Source organism: Streptomyces sp. S465 (assembly GCF_026898115.1).
Classification (GTDB): Bacteria; Actinomycetota; Actinomycetes; order Streptomycetales; family Streptomycetaceae; genus Streptomyces; species Streptomyces luomodiensis.
The window spans coordinates 2371729-2396517 of the sequence record NZ_CP114036.1 but is presented as its reverse complement, the minus strand read 5'-3'; the positions used below and the strand labels follow the sequence as shown (position 1 = coordinate 2396517).

The window sequence follows — 24789 nt, the reverse complement described above, 5'->3', positions numbered from 1 at the left end:
TCTGCGGGGCGGGAGTGTTATGCGGTCTCGCGGACCGCGCGGGCGAGGGTCCGCAGCCCCTCGTCCAGGTCATCGGGGGAGATGGTCAGCGCGGGCAGCAGCTTGACGACCTCGCTCTCGGGGCCGGAGGTCTCCAGCAGCAGCCCCAGCTCGAAGGCGCGCCGGCAGACCGCCGAGGCGCGCGGCTTGTCGTCGAACTCCAGGCCCCACACCAGGCCGCGGCCGCGGAACCGGGTGCCCGGCTGCTCCTCGCAGATGGCGCGCAGCGCCCGCTCGACCTGCTCGCCGCGGGCCAGCGTCTGCTTCTCCATCTGGCCGTCGGCCCAGTAGGTGTCCAGGGTCGCGGCGGCGGTGACGAAGGCGGGGTTGTTGCCGCGGAAGGTGCCGTTGTGCTCGCCGGGCTCCCAGACGTCCAGCTCGGGCTTGAAGAGGGTGAGCGACATCGGCAGGCCGTAGCCGCTGATGGACTTGGAGACCGTCACGATGTCCGGGGTGATGCCCGCCTCCTCGAAGGAGAAGAAGGCACCGGTGCGGCCGCAGCCCATCTGGATGTCGTCGACGATCAGCAGCATGTCCTGGCGTTCGCACAGCTCGGCCAGGGCGCGCAGCCACTCGGGCCGGGCCACGTTGATACCGCCCTCGCCCTGCACGGTCTCGACGATCACGGCGGCGGGCTGGTTGAGGCCGGAGCCCTGGTCCTCCAGCAGCCGCTCGAACCACAGGAAGTCCGGGACGGTGCCGTCGAAGTAGTTGTCGAACGGCATCGGGGTGCCGTGGACCAGCGGAATGCCCGCACCGGCGCGCTTGAAGGCGTTGCCGGTCACGGCCAGCGAGCCCAGCGACATGCCGTGGAAGGCGTTGGTGAAGGAGACGATGGCCTCGCGGCCCTTGACCTTGCGGGCCAGTTTCAGGGCGGCCTCGACGGCGTTGGTGCCGGTCGGGCCCGGGAACATGACCTTGTAGGGCAGGTCGCGCGGGCGCAGGATGTTGTTCTGGAACGACTCCAGGAACGCGCGTTTGGCCGTGGTGGACATGTCCAGGCCGTGCGTGACGCCGTCACGCTCGATGTAGTCGATCAGCGCCCGTTTCAGTACCGGGTTGTTGTGGCCGTAGTTGAGCGACCCGGCCCCGGCGAAGAAGTCGAGATAGGTGTGGCCGTCCTCGTCGTACATGTGGCTGCCCTGCGCGCGGTCGAAGACGGCGGGCCAGCCACGGCAGTAGCTGCGCACCTCCGACTCCAGGGCCTCGAAGACGCTCAGGGCGGGCGGGGTGATGGTCACAGCGTTCTCCTGGGAGAGGGGTGTGAGGGGGTGAGGAGGGTGGGGGTTCAGGGGCGGGGAGTCAGGTCCGGTCCGCGCGCGGGCCGAGCGGACCGATGCGGTAGAGCACCTCGGGCTCATGCGCACCGTCGGGGAACAGACCGCCGTGGAAGAGCACCTCACGCTCGAGTGGCGCTTCGTGCCGTTCGGCGAACGAGGTGAACAGCCGGTTCGAGGCGGTGTTGTCAGGGGTGATCGTCGTCTCGATGCCACGGACGCCCAGCTCGGCGACCCGGCCCACCAGTCCGTCCAGCAGGGTGGCGGCCAGTCGGCGGCCACGCCAGGCATGGTCGACGGCGACCTGCCAGACGACGAGGGTCTCGGGGAGCTCGGGGCGGATGTAACCGGTGACGAAGCCGACCGGTCCGCCGTCGGCGTCGCGCGCCACGACGGAGGTGGCGGCGAAGTCGCGGCACCACAGGAGGTAGCTGTAGGAGGAGTTGAGGTCCAGGGTTTTGGAGTCGCGGGCGATTCGCCAGATCGCGGCTCCGTCCTCGACGCGTGGGGTGTCGAGGGTGAGGCCCTCCGGCAAATCCAAATCGCTACGGACAAGGTCTGCTTGTACGGCGGTCATGCAAATTCAATTTACCCAGCAGAATCTGAAAATGCATCGCGGTGAGGGGTTACGGAGAGGGGGGTGGGTGTGTTATCACGCGGGAGCGTGCGTGCGCGCGGCCGCCCGCCGAAAGACGGCGATTTGTCAGGGAGATACTGGGCTAAAACGGACCCGGTGTGGGGTGTGTCACATATGCGTAACCGGCCGGTGACCGGTTTGAATTATGAGACGGAAACCCCGTGGAAAACTTTTTTGTTTAGGAATCAAAAAAGCGGGCAGACGAATCCGGAAGCAGTAGCGGAAAAACGCGTGGAATTCCTCTCCCGGATCGTCGCGGGTTGTCGCATGCCACTGTCGCGGATCGCATCGAATTCAATCGGCCACGGGGGACCGAGGGAAGTCGCCGCGCACCGCGAAGGGCCCGGAGGCGCCGTTGCCCGAGGCGGAGTACGCGTCCCGGCCGGTGTCCCGGTCGCCCTGGGCGTGGTTGTACTGCCCGGCGAAGACCTGCCGGCCCGCGGGCACGGTCGCCCCCTTCCGGAGCGTCCAGCGGTAGACCAGCACCCCGTCCTCGACATGGGCGGACGTGGTCACATCACCGGCCGGCAGCGTGCTCCAGGACCCGGTGGTCCGCACCTGCCCGGTGTCCGCGACCCGCAGCTCCACCGTCAGCGAGGTCAGCGGCTTACCGATGGAGAGCGTGATGTCGCTCTGCGCCCAGTACGGATTCGCATGAGCGTTGACGGCGCCCTTCGACCGCACGGTCGGCTCGGCGAGGTGGTTTGGACCGGCCGCGGTGGGATAGGCGCTCGGCGTGTGCCGCTCAGCATCGCCCTGCGAACCCCCAGCGCCCGGCGAACCCCCGTCGGGCTCGTCCCCGGGGTGCCCGGCCACGCCCGCCGCGGGCGCGGAGGGCGCGCCCGAGATGCGCACCGTCTGCGGCGGCTCGGCACTGTCCGTGGCCACCACCGCGATGCCCGCCGCGGCGACCGCCGCGGCCAGCCCGGCCACCGGGCCCAGCACCCGGGTCCATTGCGTCCGGCGTGTCCGGGGTGTCCGGCGCGTCCAGTGGGTCCAGCGCGGCCGGCGCGGACTCGTCCGCGGGTCGCGGCCCCGGTCCGCGGCCGCCATGCCCGCCGTGACCCGGGCCAGCATCCGGCTCCGGTCCGGCTCGTGGGAGCCGGCGGCCGCCCGCAGCTCGGCGACGACATCGCGGCCCTCGTGGCGCTCGCGATGCTCGATCATCAACCGCCCCCTCCCGCGTGCCCGGCGTGGCCCATATGCCCCGAGTGGCGGGCTGACCCGGTGCGGCCCGCGCCCCCGGAGCGGAGCGTCCGCACCGTCCGCTCGGCCTCCGTCGCCGTGGGCAGCTCCCCCTCGCCGTCCGGAGGGCCGAGCAGCCGCTCCAACTCGGCGATCCCACGGGAGGTCTGGCTCTTGACCGTGCCCACGGAGATGCCCAGCGTACGGGCCGTCTCCCGCTCGGAGAGATCGAAGGCGTGGCGCAGCACCACACACGCGCGCTTGCGGAACGGCAGCCGGACCAGCGCGGCCTGCACATCCACCACGGCGGACACATCCGGGTCGTCCACGTGGTCGGCGCGCTGCGAGGAGAACAGCGCCACCCGCCGCCGCTCCCGCACCAGGCTGCGGATCCGGGACCGGGCCAGATTGGCGACCACTCCCCGGGCGTACGCGGCCGGATGGTCGGCGGCCCGCACCCGGTCCCACTGGTGCCAGACCGCCACCAGCGCGTCGGCCGCCAGGTCGTCCGCCCCGTCGGAGCTGCCGAGCAGCAGATGGGCGAGGCGGGCCAGTTCGGCGTGGTGCCGCTCGAAGAAGTCCCGGAACTCGGCCTGCGGGTCGGTGTCTGGGTCGGCGTGTGGGTCGGCCTGTGGGCCGGTGTGCGAGCGGGTCGGGGAGTCGGTGTGCGAGCGGGCCGGTGCGCCGGCCGGTAAGCCGTCGGGGCCGTCCGGTAAGCCGTCGGGGCCGTCCGGTAAGCCGTCGGGGCCGTCCGGTGCGTCGGACGCGTCCGACGGCACCTCCCGTGGGGTGTCCGCCCCGCGCGCCGCCTCCATCCGCGCGGCGCGCGCGGTGCCCGCGGTGGCCGCGTCATCGGCGGGAGCGCTCACGAGGACCTCCTCACTGCCGCGCGTCCGGTGGGTTGCGTGAGCGTAGCAGCGCTGCGCATGTTGTTCGAGTGGCGCCGTCACCACTCGCGGGAATTGGCCGGTCAGCGCCCTGCCCCGGTCTCGTACAGTGCGTGGCATGAGGGATAGCGCGGTACTCCACATCAAGGGCCGGGTGCTGGTCGGGCCGGACACCGGCGACGCTGCCGGGGACATCCGGGACGAGCTGTGGGTGGTGGACGGCAGGATCACGTTCCAGCGGCCGGCCGGGGCCAGGGACGTCCGGCTGATCGAGGGCTGGGTCCTGCCCGGACTCGTCGACGCCCACTGCCACGTCGGACTCGACTCCCATGGTGCGGTGGGCGAGGCGAAGAGCGAGAAACAGGCGCTGACCAACCGCGACGCCGGGGCACTGCTGCTGCGGGACGCCGGATCACCGGCCGACACCCGCTGGATCGACGACCGCGAGGACCTCCCCCGCATCATCCGGGCCGGCCGCCACATCGCCCGCACCAAGCGCTATATCCGCAACTACGCGCACGAGATCGAGCCGGAGGACCTGGTCGCCTACGTGGCCGCGGAGGCACGGCGCGGCGACGGCTGGGTCAAGATCGTCGGTGACTGGATCGACCGGGAGGCCGGCGACCTGGCGGCCTGCTGGCCGCGCGGCGCGGTCGAGGCGGCCATCGCGGAAGCGCACCGGCTGGGCGCCCGGGTCACCGCGCACTGCTTCGCCGAGGAGAGTCTCGCCCCGCTGGTCGAGGCGGGGATCGACTGCATCGAGCACGCCACCGGGCTGACCGAGGAGACCATCCCGCTGTTCGCGGAGCGGGGCGTGGCGATCGTCCCGACCCTGGTCAACATCGCCACCTTCCCCCGGCTGGCGCTGGCCGGCGACATGCGGTACCCGCGCTGGGCCGACCATATGCGGCGGCTGTACGCGCGCCGGTACGAGACGGTGCGGGCGGCCTACGACGCGGGCATCCCGATCTACACCGGCACCGACGCGGGCGGCGGCCTGGCCCATGGGCTGATCGGGCAGGAAGTCGCCGAGCTGGTGAAGGCGGGCATCCCGGCGCGGGACGCGATCTCGGCGGCCACCTGGGGGGCGCGGGCCTGGCTCGGGCGGCCGGGGCTCGCCGAGGGAGCCCCCGCCGATCTCGTCGTCTACGAGACGGATCCGCGCGCCGATGTGCGGGTGCTGACGGCGCCGCGACGGATCGTGCTGCGGGGCCGGGTGGTCGGCTGACACGGCGCCGGGGGACGGGTGGGACGGGGGGTGCTGGAGAGGGCCCGGGGGTCGAACTGAGCGACGAACCACACCCGTTGGGATGAACGGACCGCATGTGTCTGCCCGTTTACCCACGGTGCGCAAATATGGCGTGGTCGAGGCCGTCGGCGCCCGTGGAGTCCCCCGCGGCAGGCGCCGGCGGCTCCATGTCTCCTGTGGGGGTCAACTCACGTGTCCTGTTCCAGTAACACCTCCTTCGGCATGCCCACCCGCCGCCTGGCGGCCGCCACTGCCGCAGCCGCGGTCTCCGTCCTGGGCCTGCTGCCCGCGGCGACCGCGCAGGCCGAAACCGGTGCGAAAACCGGTAAGGCGGGTGCGGTCGTGCTCCGCACCGACCTCGATGTCTCCCTGCTCAACAAGACCGTCACGGCACCGCTCGCGCTCGCGCTGAACGATGTGCAGGCGCCCGCGACCGCGAGCAAGACCGCGCTCACCGCGACCCTGGACGGCGTGGACGGGGGCCACCCGTTCAGCGTGCTGCGGGCCGATGTGGCCACCGCGCGGGCCGCGGCGGACAAGCAGCGGGCCGAAGGGTACTCCAACATCGTCAACGCCCACGTCCATGTGCCGGGTCTGGCCGCGGTGCCGCTGATCACGGTCGAGCAGGTGACCTCGAAGGCGGTGTGCGCCGCCGGAAAGCGGCCGACCGCCGACTCCAACCTGCTCGGCAGCGTCAGCGTGCTCGGCCGGAAGGCCACCTTGAGCACGAGCGGCACCACCACGGTCGATGTCCCCACGCTCGGCCAGGTCCGGCTCGATCTGTCGCGGACGGCCACCACCTCGCGCACGGCGGCGGCCACGGCCCTCAACCTGAAGGTCTCCGTGAACCCGCTCAAGCTGAACGTCTCCGAGGTCGAGGGGCAGGTCACCCTCGCCCGAGCGACCTGCGAGGCGCCCACCGCCGCGGCGGTCGAGCCCAGCCCGAGCGAGAGCTCCCCGACCAAGCCGGAGCCCAAGCCCGAGCCGGAGCACCTGGCCGAGACCGGTGGCAGCTCGGCCACGCCGTATCTGGTGGGCGGCGGCGCGCTGCTGCTCGCCGCGGGCGGCGGCGCCGTCCTCCTGGCCCGCCGCCGGCGCGCGGGCGCCGACGGCGACGCCTCCTGACGCCGCCGACGCGTCGTGCCGCCTGAGGTGTCTCGCCCCTGAAGTGCCTTGGCGCCTGACGCGTCGTGCCGCCGCCTGACGCCTCCTGGTCCGTTGGGCCAAGGAGGCCGGGTGGCACGGGCCGGCCGTGTCCGCATCCGACCGTGTGCCGCGCGTCGCCCGCGCGGCACATGGTCAGGCGGTGGCCGCGGCACTGGGTCAGGCGGTCACCTCCGCGAGGGCCTTCGCCAGGGCGATGACGAACCGGTCCGTCGTGGCGCGGTCGCGGACGGCGAGCCGGAGCCAGTCCGGTCCCAGGCCCGGGAAGGTGTCACCGCGGCGGACGGCGAAGCCCAGATCCCGCAGCCGGGTGCGGATCGCCGCCGCGCCCGGAAGACGGATCAGCACAAAGGGCCCGGCCGCCGGACCGCACACCCGCACCTCCGTCAGCTCGGCCAGCCGCTCGGTCAGATGGGCCCGGTCGGCGGCCGTACGCTCGGCGGCCCGTGCGGCCTCGGCGAGCGCGGACGGGGTGCAGCACGCCTCGGCCGCCGCCAGGGCCGGGCTGGACACCGGCCACAACGGCTGGACCCGCTCCAGCGCCGTGATGGTGTCCGGCTCCGCCAGCACATAGCCGATCCGCAGCCCCGCCAGGCCCCAGGTCTTGGTGAGGCTGCGCAGCACCACGAGTCCCGGCACATCGGCGCGGTCCGCCAACGACTCGCGCTCGCCCGGGACGGCGTCCATGAACGCCTCGTCCACCACCAGCGTCCGCCCCGGCCGGGCCAGACCGGCCAGGGTGTCGGCCGGGTGCAGTACGGACGTGGGGTTGGTGGGGTTGCCGATCACCACCAGATCGGCCTCGTCCGGCACCGCCTCCGGGGCGAGCCGGAAGCCGTCCCGCTCCTCGAGGACCACGCGCCGGACCGTGTGCCCCGCGTCCCGCAGTGCCGCCTCCGGCTCGGTGAACTGCGGGTGCACCACCACCGGACACCGGGCCGGGATGGCGCGGGCGAGCAGGACGAACGCCTCAGCGGCGCCCGCCGTCAGCAGCACTCGGCCGGCCGGAAGCCCATGCCGTACGGCGACCGCGTCCTGCGCCGCCCGCCCGTCCGGATAGGCGGCCAGCCCGTCGAGGGACGCGGCGATACGGGCCTTGAGCCAGTCCGGAGGCGTACCGGTCCGCACATTGACCGCGAGGTCGGTCAGGGCGGCGTCGGCACCCCGCACCTCCGCGTCCCCGTGGTGCCGCAGATCGAACCCGGCGGGCTCGCCCTCGGCGGACGGGGCGGCCGGCCCGTGTGCGGGCCGGCCCGCCGACGCGTCAGCGGGCATCGGAGACATCGGCATGGACATCGGCGTGGGCGACGGCGTCGGCGTCGGGGTGGGCATCGGGGTGGGTGAAGGCGTGCGGCTCATCGGGGAAGTCGGGCCGCCCGGTGGTCCGGGCCGCCTCCGCATAGCGCTCCATGACGAGCTCGGCCAACTCCCGCACCGGTCCGATGACATCGGCGGCGACCACCTCGACCTCGGGGTGGGCGAGCCCCCAGCCCTCCGCCTGCTGCCGCACCCGCTCCAGGGCGTCGCCGGCGAACAGGAAGTACGGCAGCACCACGACCCGCCGCGCCCCGAGCCTGGCGCAGCGGTCCAGCCCCGAGATCACATCCGGTGCGGCGAGCGAGGCGAAAGCCACCTCGACGCCCGCGAAGCCATGGCCCTCCCACAACAGCCGGGCCGCGCGGTGCACTTCGGCATTGGCCTCGGGGAGCGGCGATCCGTCGCCCACCAGCAGCACGGTCGTCTCCGCGCGGTCCGAGGGCAGCCGGGGCCCATTGCCCAGCGCCTCGTCAAGTCGCCGCTCCAGCACGTTCAGCAGCGTGGGGTGCGGGCCGAGCGGCAGGGCGGAGGTGAACGCGGCGTCGGCATGCCGCTCCGCCTCCTGGGCCAGCGCGGCCGCGATGCAGTCCGTCGGTGGCGTCGCCGGGTCGAGCGTCGTCGCCACCAGCGTCATCGGTACGACGGCGAAGCGGGTCACCCCCTCCCCGACGAGCCGGGCGACCGCGTCGGACAGCGGGTGGCCGCCCGGTCCGGTGAGGCCACCCGCCACGGGCAGCTCCGGGTGGCGTGCGGCCAGCTCCCTGACGAAGTCGTGGAAGGCGGCGGCATGCCTGTCGTCTCGAGTACCGATGCCTGCGATGAGCAGCGCGGGCGGGGTCGTCACGAGGTCTCCTTGGCGCAGGTGGTGCAAGTGGTGCCGGTGCGGGTGATGCCGGTGTCACGGTCAGCGGGGACAGCGGGCCGTTCCGCCCCGAGACGTTACTGACCTGAGCCGGGGCGGTCGACGGCAGGTCCTCGCTGCCCGCTCCGCGCGGATGGGACGCCCACCGGACGGCGGGCGACGGCGCACGTGGCCATCGCGGGGCGGCCGTGCGGCGCGGACTTCCGCTTGGGCACGAGCAGTTCGCCTCCCGGACCGGCGGCCAGCAGTGCGGCCGCCTCGGCGACCCCGGCCGTGCCCACGGCGGTGAGCGCCGCCGCGGACGGATGCGGCACCTCCACCGCGGCCAGCGCCTCCGCCGGGTAACCGCGCAACGGCACCCCGAGTCGTCCGGCCGCCGTCAGCAGCCCGGCCTCCCCGGTCTTGGCCGCCACCGTGGCCAACTCGGCCACGTCGCGCGGTGCCAGGCCCGCCTCCGCCAAAGTCGCCTCGACCAGCCCGGCCACCTCGTCGGCGGACACCCCCCGGCTCGCCCCGACCCCGACCACGAGCGGTGACCCGGGCAGGGGGCGGGCCGTGGCCCGGCCGATGACCTCCACCTCAGCTCACCGTCTCCGCTCACCGCTTCTGTTCACTCGCCGTACGGCACACATCTGTCGACGAACCGGGCCGCCGCCCCCGGGATCGAGGCCCAGTGCACATGCAGATAGGAGGCGTGCACATCTCCCTGCGCGAAGCCCTCGGTGCGACGCTCCGGGTGGACGAGCCCCCAGGCGGGCTCCGGCCCCGCTCCGGGTTCGATGGCGGTGCGGTGGAACTCATGGCCGCGCACCCGCGTCCCCGCGGCGGCGAGGGAGGTGTCGGAGACGGCCACCGCCTCACGGTAGCCCAGCGTCAGACGTTCCGACATCCGCGCCTCGGCGGCCAGCACCCCGCACATCGGCTCCCCGTCCAGCGAACGCGCCAGATACAGCAGCCCGGCGCATTCGGCGGCGATGGGCGCGCCGGACGCGGCGAGTTGGGCGACGGCGGCGCGCAGCGGCTCGTTCGCGGACAACTCGGGAGCGTAGACCTCCGGGAACCCGCCGCCGATCACCAGACCGCCGGTGCCCTCCGGGAGGCGCTCGTCCCGCAGCGGATCGAAGGGGACGACCCGCGCCCCGGCCGCCGCGAGCAGCTCGGTGTGCTCCGCGTACGAGAAGGTGAACGCGGCCCCGCCCGCCACGGCGACCACCGGCCGCCCCTCTCGCCCGGCCGGAGCCCCGGCGCCGGTGGCGGGCCCCGTCGCCCGGCGGATCTCCTCCTCCGGATCCCAGACCGGCCCGGACAGGGGCGGCGCGCTGCGCGCCAGCGCCAGCAGCCCGTCGAGATCGCAGCCCTCCCGCACCCGGGCGGCCAGCACGGCCACCGAATCCACCGCCTCCGCATGGCGCTCGGCCACCGGCACCAGACCCAGATGACGGCTCGGCGCTCGCACCGCCCGCGTCCGGCGCAGCGCGCCGAACACCGGCACCCCGCAGCCCTCCAACGCCTCGCGCAGCATCGCCTCGTGGCGGTCCGAACCGACCTTGTTGAGGATCACCCCGGCGACCCGGACCTCGGGGTCCCAGGACGCGAAGCCGTGCACCAGCGCGGCCACCGACCGGGACTGCGACGACGCGTCCACGACCAGCACCACCGGCGCCCGCAGCAGCTTGGCCACATGCGCCGTCGAGGCCAGCTCGCCCTGCCCGGCCGCCCCGTCGAACAGGCCCATCACCCCTTCCACCAGGGCCAGATCGCAGCCCGCCGACCCATGCAGGAACAGCGGGGCGATCCGCTGCGGACCGCACAGATAGGCATCCAGATTCCGGCCCGGCCGCGCTCCCCGGGCCCGGGACCGGCCGGCCGAGGAGGCGGCCGAGGAGGCCGCCGAGGAGATGGCGAGCGCGTGATAGCCAGGGTCGATGTAGTCCGGGCCGACCTTGTGCGGAGACACGTCCAGGCCGCGCTCCGCGAAGGCGGCCATCAGCCCCGCGGTGACCGTCGTCTTCCCGCTGCCGGAGGCGGGCGCGGCGATCACCAGGCGCGGGACACTCACCACTCGATGCCTCGCTGACCCTTCTGGCCGGCGTCCATCGGATGCTTGACCTTGGACATGTCGGTGACCAGATCGGCGAAGTCCAGCAGCTGAGCCGGTGCGTTACGCCCCGTGATGACGACGTGCTGCGTCCCGGGCCGGTCCCGGAGCACCGACACCACCTCGTCGGGATCCACCCAGCCCCAGTGCATCGGATACGCGAACTCGTCCAGCACATACAGCCGGTATGTCTCCGCCGCGAGATCGCGCTTGACCTGCTCCCAGCCCTCGCGTGCGGCCTCCTCGCTGGAAGCCATGTCGCGCTGGACCCACGACCAGCCTTCGCCCATCTTGTGCCATGCGACGGTCCCCCCTTCGCCCGAGTCGCCGAGGACGCGCAGCGCACGCTCCTCACCGACCCGCCATTTCGCGGACTTTACAAACTGGAATACACCGACCGGCCAGTTTTGGTTCCACGCCCGCAGCGCCAGCCCGAACGCCGCGGTCGACTTGCCCTTGCCCTGACCTGTGTGGACGAGCACCAGCGGGCGGTTGCGGCGCTGGCGGGTGGTGAGCCCGTCGTCCGGGACGACGGTCGGTTGTCCTTGCGGCATCAGGCGGCCCTCCGTGTGTTCGATACGGTCCGTACATCGCGCACCAGCTCGGTCACGCTGTCCGCGCGCAGCTCGTCGAGTGTCACCCGCGTGCCCCGCAGCTCGCGGGCGAGCGCCCCCGCCAGTCCCAGCCGCACCGGCCCCGACTCGCAGTCCACGACCACCGAGGCGACCCCGTCGCCCGCGAGCATCCGCGCCGCGCGCCCGGCCCGCTCGACCGGCCTGGACCTGTCGGTCCGCCTCGCCTCCGTGGCCCGTCCGTCGGTCACCACGACCAGCAGCGGGCGGCGCGAGGGATCGCGCAGCCGCTCCACCCGCAGCACCTCCCGCGCCTTCAACAGCCCGGCCGCCAGCGGCGTGCGGCCGCCCGTCGGCAGCCGGTCCAGCCGCACCGCGGCCGCGTCCACCGACGAGGTGGGCGGCAGCGCCAGTTCGGCGTCCGCGCCCCGGAAGGTGATCAGCCCGACCTTGTCCCGCCGTTGGTAGGCGTCCAGCAGCAGCGACAGCACCGCCCCCTTGATCGCGCTCATCCGCTTCCGCGCGGCCATCGACCCCGACGCGTCCACCACGAACAGCACGAGATTGCCCTCCCGGCCCTCGCGCACCGCCTCGCGCAGATCGTCACGGCGCACCAGCAGCCCGGGGCCGCGCCGCCCGCGCGCCCGCTGATGCGGGGCGGCCGCCCGGACGGTCGCCGTCAGATGCAGCGCGGACAGTGCCCCCCGCGGGCGGCGCGCCCCGGTGGTGCGGCCGTGCGCGCTGCGGGCGCGCGAGCGCCGCCCGGCCGCGCCCTCGCCCAGCCCGGGGACGTCGAGACGCCGGGTCCGGAACGGCTCGGCGGCGCCCACGGCCGCCCGCTCGCCGCCGGCACCGCCCGTGCCGCCGCCCGAACCGTCGTCCGCTTCGGCCGCGTCGGTCGCGCGGTCGGCCGCCTCGTGCTCACCCGTGCGCTGGCCGGGGACGGACGGCTCGGGTTCGGGAGCGGCGGGCGGCGCCTGCTCCCGCGCCCCCTCCGCCGCGCCCTCCTGGGGGCGGCCTCCGGGGTCGTCGGAGCCGCCCGGCCCGTCCGGTCCGCGGCCGTCCGGCCCGTCGTCGGGGCTTTCGGGTCCCTCCGGGCCCGGGTCCGGATCCGGCTCCGGGTCGTCCTCCTCGAACCGGCGCAGGATCTCCTCGAGTTTGTTCTCGTCGAGCCCCGGCGCGTCGAACGGAGCCCGCCGCCGGCGGTGGGGGAGCGACAGCAGCGCCGCCCCCCGTACGTCCTCGGTCCGCACATCGGTGCGCCCCGCCCAGGCGGCCAGCGCGGTCGCCGTACGGGCCGTCACGATGTCCGCGCGCATTCCGTCCACCTCGAACCCCGCGCACACCGCCGCGATCTGCCGCAGCGCGCGGTCGCCCGGACGCACCCGCGGCAGCAGGGCGCGCGCCGCGGCTATGCGCTCCCGCAGGGCGTCCTCGTCCGCCGCCCAGCGCGCCGCGAACCCCTCGGGGTCCTCGTCGTACGCCAGCCGTCGCCGCACCACCTCGACCCGCTCCTCGGTGTCCCGGGACGCCGCGACCTCCACCGTGAGGCCGAAGCGGTCCAGCAACTGCGGCCGCAGCTCGCCCTCCTCGGGGTTCATGGTGCCCACCAGGAGGAAGCGCGCCGCATGCCGTACGGACACCCCCTCGCGCTCCACATAGGAGGCGCCCATGGCGGCCGCGTCGAGCAGCAGGTCGATCAGATGGTCGTGCAGCAGATTGACCTCGTCGACGTAGAGCACCCCGCGGTGGGCGTCCGCGAGCAGCCCGGGTTCGAACGCCTTGACCCCCTCCGACAGCGCGCGCTCGATGTCCAGCGCGCCGACCAGCCGGTCCTCGGAAGCGCCCACGGGCAGCTCGACCATCCGCGCGGGGCGCGCCTCGCCCGTGGCCGGCTCATGGGGCCCGTCCGGGCAGGACGGGTCGGGCGCGGCCGGATCGCAGGAGAACCGGCACCCGGCCACCACGTCCACCTCGGGCAGCAGCGCGGCGATCGCCCTTACGGCGGTGCTCTTGGCCGTGCCCTTCTCCCCGCGCACCAGGACGCCGCCCACGGCGGGCGAGACGGCGTTGAGGAGCAGGGCGAGCCGCAGACCGTCCATGCCGACGATCGCGCTGAAGGGGTAGGTGGTGGTCACGCGGCGATACCTCCTGGGGTGGATGGGCGGTCGGTGTCGGTGTGTCGGGTCGTCACGCCGTGCCCCCCGGCGCTCCCGGAGGGACGAAGGGCAGCCCGTCCGGCACACCCTCCTCGATGAGCCGCAGCAGCGCGTCGGTGTCGGCGTGCTCCTCGATCAGGTCCCCGAGACGGTCGAGCTGCTCCTCGCGCAGCTCGCCGAAGCGGGTGTCCGGCGCCGGGACGAACGCCCGGCCCGCCGCGTCGGCCACCCGCCGCAGGAACGCCCGCCGGAAGCCGTCGCTCTCCAGCGAGCCGTGCCAGTGCGTGCCCCACACCGAGCCCACCCGGCAGCCGTCCAGGAAGGGCTCGTCGGCCCCGTCGAGCAGCTCGGCGACCCCGTGGTGGATCTCGTAGCCCGCCACCCGCTCGCCGAGCGCCTCGCCCACCGGCCGGGCCAGGGTCTTCTCCGCCGCGAACCGCACCCTTACCGGCAGCAGCCCGAGCCCGGCGACCGTCCCGGCCTTCGACTCGACCTCGTCCTCGATGCGTTCCCCGAGCGCCTGGAAACCGCCGCAGATGCCCAGTACCGGACGGCCCTCGGCGGCCCGCCGGGCGATCGCCTCGGCGAGCCCGCGCTCCCGCAGCCACTCCAGCGCCCGCACCGTGCCCCGGGTGCCCGGCAGCACCACCAGATCGGCGTCGGCCAGCTCCTCGGGCCGGTCCACGAACCGCACGATCACACCCGGTTCGGCGGCCAGCGCGTCCACGTCCGTGAAGTTGGACATCAGCGGCACGGCGGCGACCGCGACGCGCAGCACGTCCGCACCGTAAGGGGGCGCCACGACGCTCTCCCGCACTGCGCCGCGCAGCGACACCCGCAGCCCGTCCTCCTCGTCGATCCCCAGCCCGTGGGCGAACGGGAGCACCCCGACGGTCGGGCGGCCGGTGAGGTCGCGCAGCATCTCCAGACCGGGCTCCAGGAGGCTCACATCGCCGCGGAACTTGTTCACCAGATAGGCGGCCACATGCCGCTGGTCCGCGGCCGACAGCAGCGCGGTCGTGCCGAAGAAGGACGCGAAGACGCCACCGCGGTCGATGTCCCCGACCACCACGACCGGAAGCCCCGCGGCCCGCGCCAGCCCCAGGTTGACGATGTCGGTGCGGCGCAGGTTGATCTCGGCCGGACTGCCCGCGCCCTCGCAGATCACCGCGTCATGGGTGCGCCGCAGCTCCTCCAGGCACTCCGTGACGGTCCCCAGCAGCGCCTCCCGGCCCCCCGCGTACGGACTCTCCCCGGATGACGGCGGCCCGTACTTCCCGAAGTACCCGCGGGCGCTCATCTCGCCCACCGGCTTGCCCAGCAGCACCACTTGGCTGCTGCGGTCGCCGCCCGGCTTCAGCAGGACCGGGTTCATCAGCGCGCTCGGCTCGACGCGCGCGGCGGCCGCCTGCATGGCCTGCGCCCGCCCGATCTCCGCCCCCTCCCGGGTCACGAAGGAGTTCAGGGACATGTTCTGCGCCTTGAAGGGCGCCACGCTGACGCCCTTACGGGCGAGCCACCGGCAGATCCCGGCCGTCACGACACTCTTGCCCGCGTCGGAGGTCGTACCCGCGACCAGCAGCCCCCCGCCCCGCGCCCCGGGAGCGCCCGTGCCGCCCTTACCGTGTATCCCGCTCATCCACCGCCCCTTCCAGCGGCCCGCGGCCGCCCCGTCAACGCCCTGACGGCCGGCCGGGCCGCCACGGACACACCGAGCGCCAGGAGGCCCACGCGCCGCGACAGCCGTATCGCCCGCTCGATGTCGGCCGCCGCCACCGGCCGCCCGCCGGAGTTGAGCACCGGCCGGTGCTCGACCCGGCCGCCATAGGCGAGGGTGCCGCCCAGCCGTACGCCGAGCGCCCCCGCGAAGGACGCCTCCACGGGTCCCGCGTTGGGGCTCGGATGGCGCCGGCCGTCGCGCCGCCAGGCGCGCCACGCGCCGCGCGGATCGGGGCCCGCGAGGGTCGCCATGGCCGCCGTAAGGCGCGCACCGGGCCAGCCGGCCACATCGTCCACACGGGCCGCCGCCCAGCCGAACCGCCGGTAGCGCGGCGACTTGTGACCCACCATGGCGTCCAGGGTGTTGACGGCGCGGAAGCCGATGAGCCCCGGCACCCCGCCCACGGCCCCCCACACCAGCGCGCCCACGACGGCGTCGGACGTGTTCTCGGCGACCGATTCGACGACCGCGCGGGCGATCTGCGGCCCGTCCAGCGCCTGCGGATCGCGGCCGCACAGATGCGGCAGCCGCTCCCGGGCGCCCTCGAGGTCGCCCGCGGCCAGCGCCCCGCCGACGGCCCGTGCCTCACGGCCCAGCGTCGTACCGCCCAGCACGGCCCAGGTGGCGGCAGCGGTCAGCGCGGCCTGCGCACCACGGCGGCCGCCCAGGGCCCGTACGGCGCGGGTCAGCAGCGCGGCACCGGCGGCCGCGCCGCCCGCGCACAACGCGGTGTGCAGGGCCCCGTAACCGCGGTGGTCACGCCACAGCCGGCGCTCGGCGGCCGCGGCGGCGCACCCGAAAGCGGCCACCGGGTGGCCGCGGCGCGGATCGCCCACGGCGAGATCAGCGAGGAAGCCGAGGGCCGCGCCGCACGCGAAGGAGGCGTGGTCGGCAGCCATCCGTCAGGCCGCCGTCATGCCCCGGCGCGGGGACACGCCGACCGAGCCGACCGAGCAGCCGGTGCGGCTGGTAAGGACAAGACGGGTGGGCAAGACAGGGCAGCCGGAGCGGACCGAGGGGGCTGGCGGCGTGGCGGTGCCGGGCATGGCGGTATGTCCTCACTCAGGGTCCTCGCCCTGGTTCGACGTGACCGGCGGTGAGAGTCTCCTGGCTCCCGGATCCGCGGCCCTCCCGGTCTTCCAGCCCGTGCACGGAACGAACCGTACGGATGAGCCGTGACCCCATGCAGGCGATGGGAGGGCGCTCCCCGGTGACAGTGGCGGGACCGCGCCGGATTCTCACCGGCTTCCTCTCCTGCCGCCGTTTGGCTCGGGAAGTCCACCATGGGCCGCGAATGGCCGTCAACTCGCATATGACCCAGGACGCCCGAGTGTGCCGAGGCCCACAGCGACCGCCGCACACGGAACGGCCGCCGGAGGGACGGCGCTGGTCAGCGCCACCGTCCGGCGGCCGGTAGGTCGATGAGGACGCGGGCGGAATCCTCAGCCGACGATCAGATAGATGCCGTACGCCACGACCGCGGCGCACACCGCGAAACAGGCGTACGCGCCGGTGCGCGCGAGCGCGGAGGCGTCGGCCGCGCCACCCGGCACGGCGGCCGTGTCGCCCTGCTCCGGCCGCGTCTTGCGGGACGTCCCGACGATACCCAGGGTGAAGACGCCCACCATGCCGACCGTCACCACGAGGCTGACGCCGAAGACCTGGCCGAGTGCCGCCCAGTCGATGTCCATGTTTGCCGGCTCCTTACGGGGTGGTGCTGCTCGCCGCGGCGGCGGCGGGGGCGGGCGTGGGGATGTTCTCGGACGTGGTCTCCGGGGCGCCGGTCCCGGAGGCGGTTCCCCCGGTCTCGCCGGTCTTCCCGGAGACCTCGGAGCTTGCCGAAACGGAAGCGGAGACGGAAGCGGAATCCGCCGGGCCGGCAGGCGCCACCGGACCCGCGGGCGGCGGGGCCACGGACCGCAGGGCGGCCGTGACGGCGCCGACCGGCTCCTGGCTGCCGACCTCGTTGACGTTGGTGTGGTCCACGGGCTTGCGGCGCGAGAGCGCCCAGATCGCCCCGCAGGCCAGGACGGCGAGCACGGCGACCGCCGTGATCCCCGCGTTCCCCTGGTCGGCCAGCAGCGCGGCGCCGCCCGCCACCAGACCGGCGGCCGGCAGGGTCAGCACCCAGGCGATCACCATGCGGCCCGCGGTCGACCAGCGCACCACGGCGCCCTTACGGCCGACACCCGCGCCCATGACGGCGCCGGAGCAGACCTGGGTGGTGGACAGCGCGAAGCCGAGGTGGGAGGAGGCGAGGATGACGGTCGCGGCGCCGGTCTGGGCGGCGAAGCCCTGCGGCGGCTGGATGTCGGTGATGCCCTTACCCATGGTGCGGATGATGCGCCAGCCGCCCAGGTAGGTGCCGAGCGCGATGGCCAGGCCCGCCGAGACGATGACCCACAGCGGCGGGTCGGAGTCGGGTGCCACCACGCCTCCGGTGACCAGCGCCAGGGTGATCACGCCCATCGTCTTCTGGGCGTCGTTGGTGCCGTGGGCCAGGGAGACCAGGGCGGCCGAGGCGATCTGCCCGGCGCGGTAGCCCTTCGCGGTGTCCTCCGGGGCGCGGTCGCGGCCGAGCCGGTAGGTGAGCCGGGTGGCGGCCACCGTGGCGATGCCGGCCACGACCGGCGCGGCGACGGCGGGGATCAGGACCTTCATGACGATCGCGTCGCCGTTGACCCCGTCCAGGCCGGCGGAGACCACGGTGGCGCCGATGAGGCCGCCGAACAGGGCGTGCGAGGAGCTGGAGGGGAGCCCGGCGAGCCAGGTCACCAGATTCCACAGGATCGCGCCGACCAGTCCAGCGAAGATCACTTCGGGTCGGATACCGGAATCCTCGTCGATGATCCCGCCGGAGATGGTCTTGGCCACCTCCACGGACAGGAACGCGCCGACGAGGTTGAGGACGGCCGACATCGCCACCGCCACCCTGGGACCGAGTGCTCCCGTGGAGATGGTGGTGGCCATGGCGTTGGCCGTGTCGTGGAAGCCGTTCGTGAAGTCGAACACCAAGGCCGTGACGATCACGATCCCGATGAGAAGCGTGATGTGTTCCATACACCCGGTCAATCAGTTCGAAGGTCGGTAGTGCCTCGGTGAACGTAGGGAAGCATGGTGAACGGAAGATGAACTGAGTCGGGCGTGGGGATGACGTGGTTGCGGGCGTGCTAATACGCAGTGAATTCGAGCCTACTCTCCTGTGTCGCAAGGGAGTTGGGTGGCGATCGAGCACTCCTGGGACGGCCCGTGGCCCGACCGCGCGGCCGCCCGCCGTTCACCCTCCGCCGCCCACCCGGGACGGCTGTCCACGAGGCGCGACCGTAGGCGCCCGGCGAGCCCGTTCCGGCCCCGCCGCCGCCCGGCCTCCCGGCGCCTGGGAGGATCGGGCCAACGGAGGTGAGGACAGGTGACACAGTCGCAATCCCCACGGCGGCCGCAGCCGCGGCTGACCCACCCCCTGCGGCAGGCATGGGCGCAGGTGGTGCGCACGGCCCGCAGGACCACCGCGGACGGCCTGGTCGTCGGTACCTCGGGCAATGTCTCGGCCCGGGTCGGCGACACCGTCCTGGTGACCCCCAGCGGCGTCCCCTACGACCGGCTCGGCCCCCGGGACGCCGTCGCCGTCGATCTCGACGGACAGCAGGTCCTCGGGACGCTGGCGCCCACCAGCGAGCTGCCCATGCACCTCGCCGTCTACCGCGAGACCGACGCCCAGGCCGTGGTCCACACCCACGCCGTCCACGCCACGGCCGTCTCCACGCTCGTCGACGAGCTCCCCGCGATCCACTACATGACCGCCGCCCTCGGCGGCCCGGTCCGGGTCGCCGAGTACGCGCTCTACGGAACGGACGAACTGGCCGCCGCCATGATCGAGGCGCTGCGCAACCGCAGCGGCTGTCTGCTGCGCAACCACGGCACCGTCGTCCACGGCGCCACCCTGGACCAGGCGTACGACCGCACCGCCCAGCTCGAATGGATGTGCCAGGTCTGGCTCACCGCGGCCTCCGTCCCCGGCCGCACCCCCTCCCTGATCCCGCCGGACGAGATGCGGCGGGCCGCGGAGAAGCTGAGCGGCTACGGCCAGCCGCGCTGAGCCCGCGGCGCGCCCGGCCCGGGTCGTACGGACATCCGGCCGGGCCCGCCCGGTCCTGCCCGTATCGGTCACCCGACCCCGTATCGGTCACCCGACCCCGTACGGTCACCCGGCCGGGCACGTCCGGTCCCGGTCCGCCGGTCCGCCGGTCACCCGGCGAGGCACGCCCGCTGGCCAGAGGCCGCCTCCCCGCCCACACTGGGAGGGATGCGTCTGCGTACAACGGCGGTTGCGGCCGCCACCACCCTGCTGAGTGTCGGCGCGGCCGCGGTGGCGGCCGGACGGTACGCCACCGACGCTGCGCTGAAACCGGGGCCCGGCCGCCCGCTGCCCAACGAGCCGCCGCTGACCGTGCACGCGACCGCGGCCGGCCAGATCACCCTGACCCGCTCCCTCGCCACGCTGCGCCCCGGCACCTACGGCCTCACCGGCCGCTCCTGCCACGCCGTCGTCGGCCCCGTCATCGAGGACGCCCCGCGCGGCGCCGACTGCGTCGTACGCCGCCTGGAGCGGGTCGCCCACGGCGATCTGACCCCCGGCACCCGGGTGCGGCTGACCCCGCAGGTGCACATCGGCAATCCGCGGGACGCGCTCGGCATCGACCACGCCGACGTCGAGGTGTCCGGCGAACTCGGTCCGCTGCCCGCCTGGTTCGTCCCCGGCGAACGCTCCACATGGGTGATCACCACCCATGGCCTCGGCACCACCCGTGAGCACCCTATGGTCGTCATGCCCTTCCTGCGGCAGCTGCGGGTGCCGGTGCTCGACCTCGCCTACCGCGGGGACCCCGGCGCCCCCCGCCCCGAGGGGGGCATATCCCACCTCGGCGACACCGAGTGGCGCGACCTGGAGGCGGCCATCCGCTACGCGGTGGGCTACGGGGCGACCGGGATCGTGCTGCACGGCTGGTCCATCGGCGCCTCCATGGCGCTCCACACGGCCGCGAACTCCGCGCTGCGGCACCACGTCCGCGGCATCGTCCTGGACTCCCCCGTGCTCGACTGGCAGGCCACCCTGCGCGCCCTCGCCACGGCCCGCCGCATCCCCGCCCCCCTGCTTCCGCTCGCCCTGCGGGCCGCCGAGGGGCGCACCGGACTCCATGACAGCAGGCTTCCGGAGGTGGCCGACCCCGAGCGGCTGTCCGTGCCCACGCTGATCGCCCATGGCCCCGACGACACCCTCGCGCCCTGGCACGTCTCGCGTGAACTCGCCGACCGCCGCCGCGATCTGGTCACCCTTCACACGGTGCGGCAGGCCCCGCACGCGGCCATGTGGAACGCGGACCCCCAGGGGTACGAAGAGGTCCTGCGGCGCTTTTTGACGCCGTTCCTCTAACGCCTGGGAAGCGATCCGTAAGGCGACCGCGGAAGGGCGTGCGAGGCGACCGCGGAAGGGCGTGCGAGGCGGCGCGGGAGGCGTTCGTGCGGCGGAGACGGAAGCGTCCGCAAGGTGACGCGCGCCGTTCGCGGCGACCGCCGGACGGGTGCCGATTGGGCTTTCGGGCCGTCAACGGCGAGACTGCTCCCGTGACGTCCCGTACTCCGCGCGACTCCCGGCTCCGACTCGTCCGCAACCGGCCGATGGCCACCGCCCGCCGGCCCGCGGTGAACCGCGGCTCAAGACCGGCGCCCCGCCCGCCCGAGGGCACTCCGCCCCCGGCGGAGCTGGCCCGGAGAGCCAGGGCGGGGCTCACCGGGGCCGTGGCGATCGCCCATTGGGCCGCGGCCGAGCACGGCGCGCCCGGCGCGCTGTCCGACGAGGCCGCCGCCCGCGCCGCGGCGGCGCTCGGTCTGAGCCCGCAGGAGGTGCGGAGCGACTGGGACCGCGCCCGCCTCATCGGCCTCATCGAGCACCACGCGGGCACCACCCGCCCCGGCTGGCGGCTCCAGGCGTGGGACCGCGACGACAGCGCGGTGCTGCGCGGCTGGGTCGCGCTGCTCGACGCGTGGTCCCTGGCCTGCCCCGCCCCGGCCACGGCCGAGCCGACGGCGGTCGCGGAGGTCGTCGAGGCCGTACCGCAGCTGCTGTCCCTGCTCCAGCTCTCGGCGGGCCCCGTGCCGATCGCCACCCTGCTGGACATGCTCCGGCAGCGGGTCGCCGAGCTGCGCACCGAGCGGTGCGAGGTCCCCCAGGAGGCCGCCGAGGCCCGGGAGCCCGCCAACGGCGCCGAGAGCGCCCATGACGCCGAGGACGCCGCCACCCTGGAGGGGCTGCTCGACTGGGCCCTGGACGCCCTCTCGTCCGTCGGGGCGCTCACCGTGCGGGAGGGCCCCGAGGACGGCCCTGAGGGCGCGGGGAGCGCGGCGGACGGCGCCGAGGGCGACCGCCGCGAGGCCGTGCTCACCGCGCTCGGCAACTGGGCGGTGTGGGTCAAGCTGGAGCAGATCTGCGTCGCCGCCCAGAGCCCGGCCGGGAACATCGAGCAGCCCGCCGCCGACATGCTGCGCGGCTGCGCGGGCCTGACCCCGGGCCCCGCCCGCGCCGAGTACCGGGCCTGGCTGGCCGCCCGACCGGTCGGCAGCGCCGTCACCGAGCTCATCGACGCGGCGCGCGGCGACGACGCGCTGCTGCGCGGGCTCGCCTTCGAGGCGCTGCGCGTTGTCGGGGCGCCCGCCGAGCCCGCCGTACGGGCCGTCGTCGACGAATCGTGCCTGCGGCCGTACGCGCTTCTGTGGCTCGCCGAGCACGAGGGGGCCGACCCGGACGATGCGCTGGACGCGCTCACCCGCGAGGAGGCCACCTGGCTGTGGGTGGACACCGCCGCGGCCATCTCCGACCACGGGGAGAGCCCGCTGCTCGTCCGCCACCTGGAGTCCGCCGTCCAGGGCACCGTGCCCGCGCTGCTGGAGGAGGTACGTGCCGTGGGCCACCCCCGTACCGTGCAGGTCCTGGTGGCGCTGGCCGCCGCCCACCCCGATCCGGCCCTGGCCAAGGCGGTGCGCCGGGCGGCTTTCCAGGTGCACACGGGCGGCGCCTGAGGAGAGCGGCCGCCGGGGGAGAGGGGAGTGGCCCGCGGGGAGCGGGCAGCGGGGGGAAGCCGCGGAAAAATCGACTTGCCCGCCCCGCTAAACTGTCCGCATGGCAATTCTCCTCGTGCATTAGACGGCGTCGGCCCGCCCGCCCGTCGCTCGCCTCCACCCCTGTACGGCGCGCTGCGCGCGGCCCCCTTTGACGCGTCCCGTCCGCCGTCCGTTCTGCCCAGGAGTAATTTCCGTGATCACCGCCTCCGGCGTCGAACTGCGTGCCGGCGCCCGCGTCCTCATCGAGTCCGCCTCCTTCCGCATCGCCAAGGGCGACCGCGTCGGCCTCGTCGGCCGCAACGGCGCGGGCAAGACCACGCTCACCAAGTGTCTGGCCGGTGAGGGCATCCCGGCCTCCGGCACGATCACCCGCTCCGGTCAGGTCGGCTACCTCCCGCAGGACCCGCGCACCGGCGACCTCGACGTCCTCGCCCGCGACCGCATCCTCTCGGCCCGCGACCTCGACTCCGTGCTCCGTAAGATGCGCGAGAACGAGGACCGGATGGCCAACGGCAAGGGCGCCACCCGTGAGCGCGCGATGAAGAAGTACGAGCGCCTGGAGACCGAGTTCCTCACCAAGGGCGGATACGCCGCCGAGGCGGAGGCCGCGACCATCGCGGCCAGTCTCGGACTGCCCGACCGGGTGCTCGGCCAGCCGCTCCATACGCTCTCCGGCGGTCAGCGGCGCCGGGTCGAGCTGGCCCGGATCCTCTTCTCGGACTCCGACATCCTGCTGCTGGACGAGCCCACCAACCACCTCGACGCCGACTCGATCAGCTGGCTGCGGGACTACCTCAAGACCTACAGCGGCGGTTTCATCGTCATCTCCCACGACGTCGACCTCGTCGAGACGGTCGTCAACAAGGTCTTCTACCTCGATGCCAACCGCTCGGTGATCGACATCTACAACATGGGCTGGAAGCTCTACCAGGCCCAGCGCGAGGCCGACGAGAAGCGGCGCAAGCGCGAGCGCGCCAACGCCGAGAAGAAGGCCGCGGCGCTCAACGCCCAGGCCGACAAGATGCGCGCCAAGGCGACCAAGACCGTGGCCGCCCAGAACATGGCCCGCCGCGCCGAGAAGCTGCTGGCCGGTCTGGAGGAGGTCCGTCAGTCCGACAAGGTCGCCAAGCTCCGCTTCCCCGACCCGGCCCCGTGCGGCAAGACCCCGCTGACCGCGGAGGGGCTGTCGAAGTCGTACGGCTCCCTGGAGATCTTCACCGATGTGAACCTGGCCGTCGACAAGGGCTCCCGGGTCGTCATCCTCGGGCTGAACGGCGCCGGTAAGACGACCCTGCTGCGGCTGCTGGCCGGGGTCGAGAAGCCGGACACCGGTGCGGTGACCCCCGGCCACGGGCTGAAGCTGGGCTATTACGCGCAGGAGCACGAGACGCTGGACCCGGACCGCACCGTCCTGGAGAACATGCGCTCCGCCGCCCCGGACCTGGACCTCGTCGACATCCGTAAGACGCTCGGGTCGTTCCTGTTCTCCGGCGACGACGTGGACAAGCCGGCCGGGGTGCTCTCCGGTGGTGAGAAGACCCGGCTCGCGCTGGCCACCCTCGTGGTCTCCTCGGCCAACGTGCTGCTCCTGGACGAGCCCACCAACAACCTCGACCCGGCCAGCCGTGAGGAGATCCTCGGCGCGCTGCGCACCTTCGCCGGTGCGGTGGTCCTGGTGACCCACGACGAGGGCGCCGTCGACGCGCTACAGCCGGAGCGGATCATTCTGCTTCCGGACGGGGTCGAGGACCTGTGGGGCGAGGAGTACGCGGACCTCGTGGCGCTCGCCTGAGGCCGCCCCAAGGGCCCGGTTTCGCCGGACGCCGTGGCAAGAGCCCGGTTCCTCCGGCCCCGTACCCTTCCGATAGATCATTCGGCCTAGGCGTGATCCATCATCTGAGTGAGAACGGCTGGTATCGCGGCGCGTCGCGGGCCACCGGCGCACGCGGCGTGCCGTGCGCCGGTCTGGATCTCTCCGACCTTGCTCACGTATGCCCTGACCTGCCTCTTCGCCGGTGAACACGAAAGAGTGTCAGGTCGAACAGCGCCGGAATCCTTGCTTCCGAAGGTCCTCGTGCCGCGATTTCAAGCAATCCTTCATCCACAGACCTTGCCGAATGGGTGGCCAGGAAGCCCTATAGGGGTGATCATGAGAGTCCAGAGCGCACTTCCCATGAGGAGGCACGGGTGGCCGAGACTCTGAAGAAGGGCAGCCGGGTGACCGGCGCCGCGCGCGAAAAGCTCGCGGCAGACCTGAAGAAGAAGTACGACTCCGGTGCGAGCATCCGGGCGCTGGCCGAGGAGACCGGCCGTTCCTATGGATTCGTTCACCGGATGCTCAGCGAATCCGGAGTTTCCCTACGGGGACGCGGCGGTGCCACACGGGGCAAGAAGGCCGCCTCGGCCTGATCGCGCCCGCCGGCTCCGCCAGGACCAGCACGACCAGCAGGTATGGACAGGGGTGCCACCCGGCTGACCGTCGGTTCGGCCGGGTGGTTACTGTGCAG

General features: G+C 73.8%; 21 protein-coding genes and 1 riboswitch. Of the genes, 7 read left to right on the top strand and 14 right to left on the bottom strand.

Annotation, left to right across the window (positions count from 1 at the left end):
• Positions 1–17: 17 nt before the first annotated feature.
• The 4 genes from ectB to N6H00_RS10285 form a co-directional block, all read right to left on the bottom strand.
• The gene (ectB, locus tag N6H00_RS10300; protein ID WP_268971291.1) at positions 18–1280 is read right to left on the bottom strand and encodes a diaminobutyrate--2-oxoglutarate transaminase; all 1263 of its coding nucleotides are present in this window, start codon (positions 1278–1280) and stop codon (positions 18–20) included.
• A 61-nt stretch (positions 1281–1341) separates the two neighbouring features.
• Entirely contained in the window at positions 1342–1893 is a 552-nt protein-coding gene (gene ectA, locus N6H00_RS10295) for a diaminobutyrate acetyltransferase (RefSeq protein ID WP_268971290.1), read from the bottom strand.
• Positions 1894–2247: 354 nt separating this feature from the next.
• Positions 2248–3120, bottom strand: a complete 873-nt coding sequence (locus N6H00_RS10290; protein WP_268971289.1) for a hypothetical protein — start codon at positions 3118–3120, stop codon at positions 2248–2250.
• The gene (locus N6H00_RS10285; protein WP_268976906.1) at positions 3120–3692 is read right to left on the bottom strand and encodes a SigE family RNA polymerase sigma factor; all 573 of its coding nucleotides are present in this window, start codon (positions 3690–3692) and stop codon (positions 3120–3122) included. Before N6H00_RS10285 ends, N6H00_RS10290 begins: the two co-directional genes overlap by 1 nt.
• A gap of 451 nt (positions 3693–4143) precedes the next feature.
• On the opposite strand from N6H00_RS10285, the gene N6H00_RS10280 reads away from it, so the two are divergent.
• The gene (locus N6H00_RS10280) at positions 4144–5253 is read left to right on the top strand and encodes an amidohydrolase family protein (protein ID WP_268971288.1); all 1110 of its coding nucleotides are present in this window, start codon (positions 4144–4146) and stop codon (positions 5251–5253) included.
• 243 nt (positions 5254–5496) lie between these two features.
• On the top strand, positions 5497–6399 hold the full coding sequence (locus N6H00_RS10275; RefSeq protein WP_443073201.1) for an SCO1860 family LAETG-anchored protein: 903 nt from the start codon (positions 5497–5499) through the stop codon (positions 6397–6399).
• A gap of 198 nt (positions 6400–6597) precedes the next feature.
• Here the strand turns inward: N6H00_RS10275 and cobC are convergent, their stop codons facing one another.
• The 10 genes from cobC to N6H00_RS10225 form a co-directional block, all read right to left on the bottom strand.
• Positions 6598–7713, bottom strand: a complete 1116-nt coding sequence (gene cobC / locus N6H00_RS10270; RefSeq protein WP_268971286.1) for an Rv2231c family pyridoxal phosphate-dependent protein CobC — start codon at positions 7711–7713, stop codon at positions 6598–6600.
• The gene (locus N6H00_RS10265; protein WP_268971285.1) at positions 7703–8599 is read right to left on the bottom strand and encodes a sirohydrochlorin chelatase; all 897 of its coding nucleotides are present in this window, start codon (positions 8597–8599) and stop codon (positions 7703–7705) included. The genes cobC and N6H00_RS10265 overlap by 11 nt, the downstream gene beginning before the upstream one ends.
• Positions 8600–8694: 95 nt before the next feature.
• Positions 8695–9195, bottom strand: a complete 501-nt coding sequence (locus N6H00_RS10260; RefSeq protein WP_268971284.1) for a cobalamin biosynthesis protein — start codon at positions 9193–9195, stop codon at positions 8695–8697.
• A gap of 32 nt (positions 9196–9227) precedes the next feature.
• Positions 9228–10679: a cobyrinate a,c-diamide synthase gene (locus N6H00_RS10255; protein ID WP_268971283.1), complete on the bottom strand. Its 1452-nt coding sequence runs from the start codon at positions 10677–10679 to the stop codon at positions 9228–9230.
• Positions 10673–11269 carry a cob(I)yrinic acid a,c-diamide adenosyltransferase gene (cobO, locus tag N6H00_RS10250; protein WP_030841175.1) on the bottom strand — a complete coding sequence of 199 codons (597 nt, stop codon included), beginning with the start codon at positions 11267–11269 and terminating at the stop codon, positions 10673–10675. Before cobO ends, N6H00_RS10255 begins: the two co-directional genes overlap by 7 nt.
• Positions 11269–13425 (bottom strand): putative cobaltochelatase, encoded by a 2157-nt coding sequence (locus N6H00_RS10245; protein ID WP_268971282.1) that lies wholly within the window; start codon positions 13423–13425, stop codon positions 11269–11271. The genes cobO and N6H00_RS10245 overlap by 1 nt, the downstream gene beginning before the upstream one ends.
• A gap of 52 nt (positions 13426–13477) precedes the next feature.
• Positions 13478–15085 carry a cobyric acid synthase gene (locus N6H00_RS10240; protein WP_268971281.1) on the bottom strand — a complete coding sequence of 536 codons (1608 nt, stop codon included), beginning with the start codon at positions 15083–15085 and terminating at the stop codon, positions 13478–13480.
• A complete protein-coding gene (locus N6H00_RS10235) occupies positions 15082–16065 on the bottom strand; it encodes a cobalamin biosynthesis protein (protein WP_268971280.1) in 984 nt (327 codons plus the stop codon). The genes N6H00_RS10240 and N6H00_RS10235 overlap by 4 nt, the downstream gene beginning before the upstream one ends.
• Before the next feature lie 201 nt (positions 16066–16266).
• Positions 16267–16418: riboswitch (cobalamin riboswitch) on the bottom strand.
• A gap of 190 nt (positions 16419–16608) precedes the next feature.
• Positions 16609–16857: a hypothetical protein gene (locus tag N6H00_RS10230; protein ID WP_268971279.1), complete on the bottom strand. Its 249-nt coding sequence runs from the start codon at positions 16855–16857 to the stop codon at positions 16609–16611.
• Positions 16858–16870: 13 nt separating this feature from the next.
• A complete protein-coding gene (locus tag N6H00_RS10225) occupies positions 16871–18226 on the bottom strand; it encodes an inorganic phosphate transporter (protein WP_268971278.1) in 1356 nt (451 codons plus the stop codon).
• A 349-nt stretch (positions 18227–18575) separates the two neighbouring features.
• Between N6H00_RS10225 and N6H00_RS10220 the strand changes: the two genes are divergently transcribed.
• The 5 genes from N6H00_RS10220 to N6H00_RS10200 all read left to right on the top strand — a co-directional run bounded on the left by N6H00_RS10220 (position 18576) and on the right by N6H00_RS10200 (position 24691).
• Complete coding sequence (locus N6H00_RS10220; protein WP_268971277.1) at positions 18576–19262, top strand: class II aldolase/adducin family protein; 687 nt, start codon at positions 18576–18578, stop codon at positions 19260–19262.
• Between the two features lie 207 nt (positions 19263–19469).
• Positions 19470–20597 (top strand): alpha/beta hydrolase, encoded by a 1128-nt coding sequence (locus N6H00_RS10215; protein ID WP_268971276.1) that lies wholly within the window; start codon positions 19470–19472, stop codon positions 20595–20597.
• Positions 20598–20788: 191 nt separating this feature from the next.
• Positions 20789–22240 carry a hypothetical protein gene (locus tag N6H00_RS10210; RefSeq protein WP_443072925.1) on the top strand — a complete coding sequence of 484 codons (1452 nt, stop codon included), beginning with the start codon at positions 20789–20791 and terminating at the stop codon, positions 22238–22240.
• A gap of 235 nt (positions 22241–22475) precedes the next feature.
• The gene (locus tag N6H00_RS10205; protein WP_268971275.1) at positions 22476–24074 is read left to right on the top strand and encodes an ABC-F family ATP-binding cassette domain-containing protein; all 1599 of its coding nucleotides are present in this window, start codon (positions 22476–22478) and stop codon (positions 24072–24074) included.
• Positions 24075–24469: 395 nt separating this feature from the next.
• Positions 24470–24691 carry a helix-turn-helix domain-containing protein gene (locus tag N6H00_RS10200; protein WP_009718933.1) on the top strand — a complete coding sequence of 74 codons (222 nt, stop codon included), beginning with the start codon at positions 24470–24472 and terminating at the stop codon, positions 24689–24691.
• Positions 24692–24789: the final 98 nt, after the last annotated feature.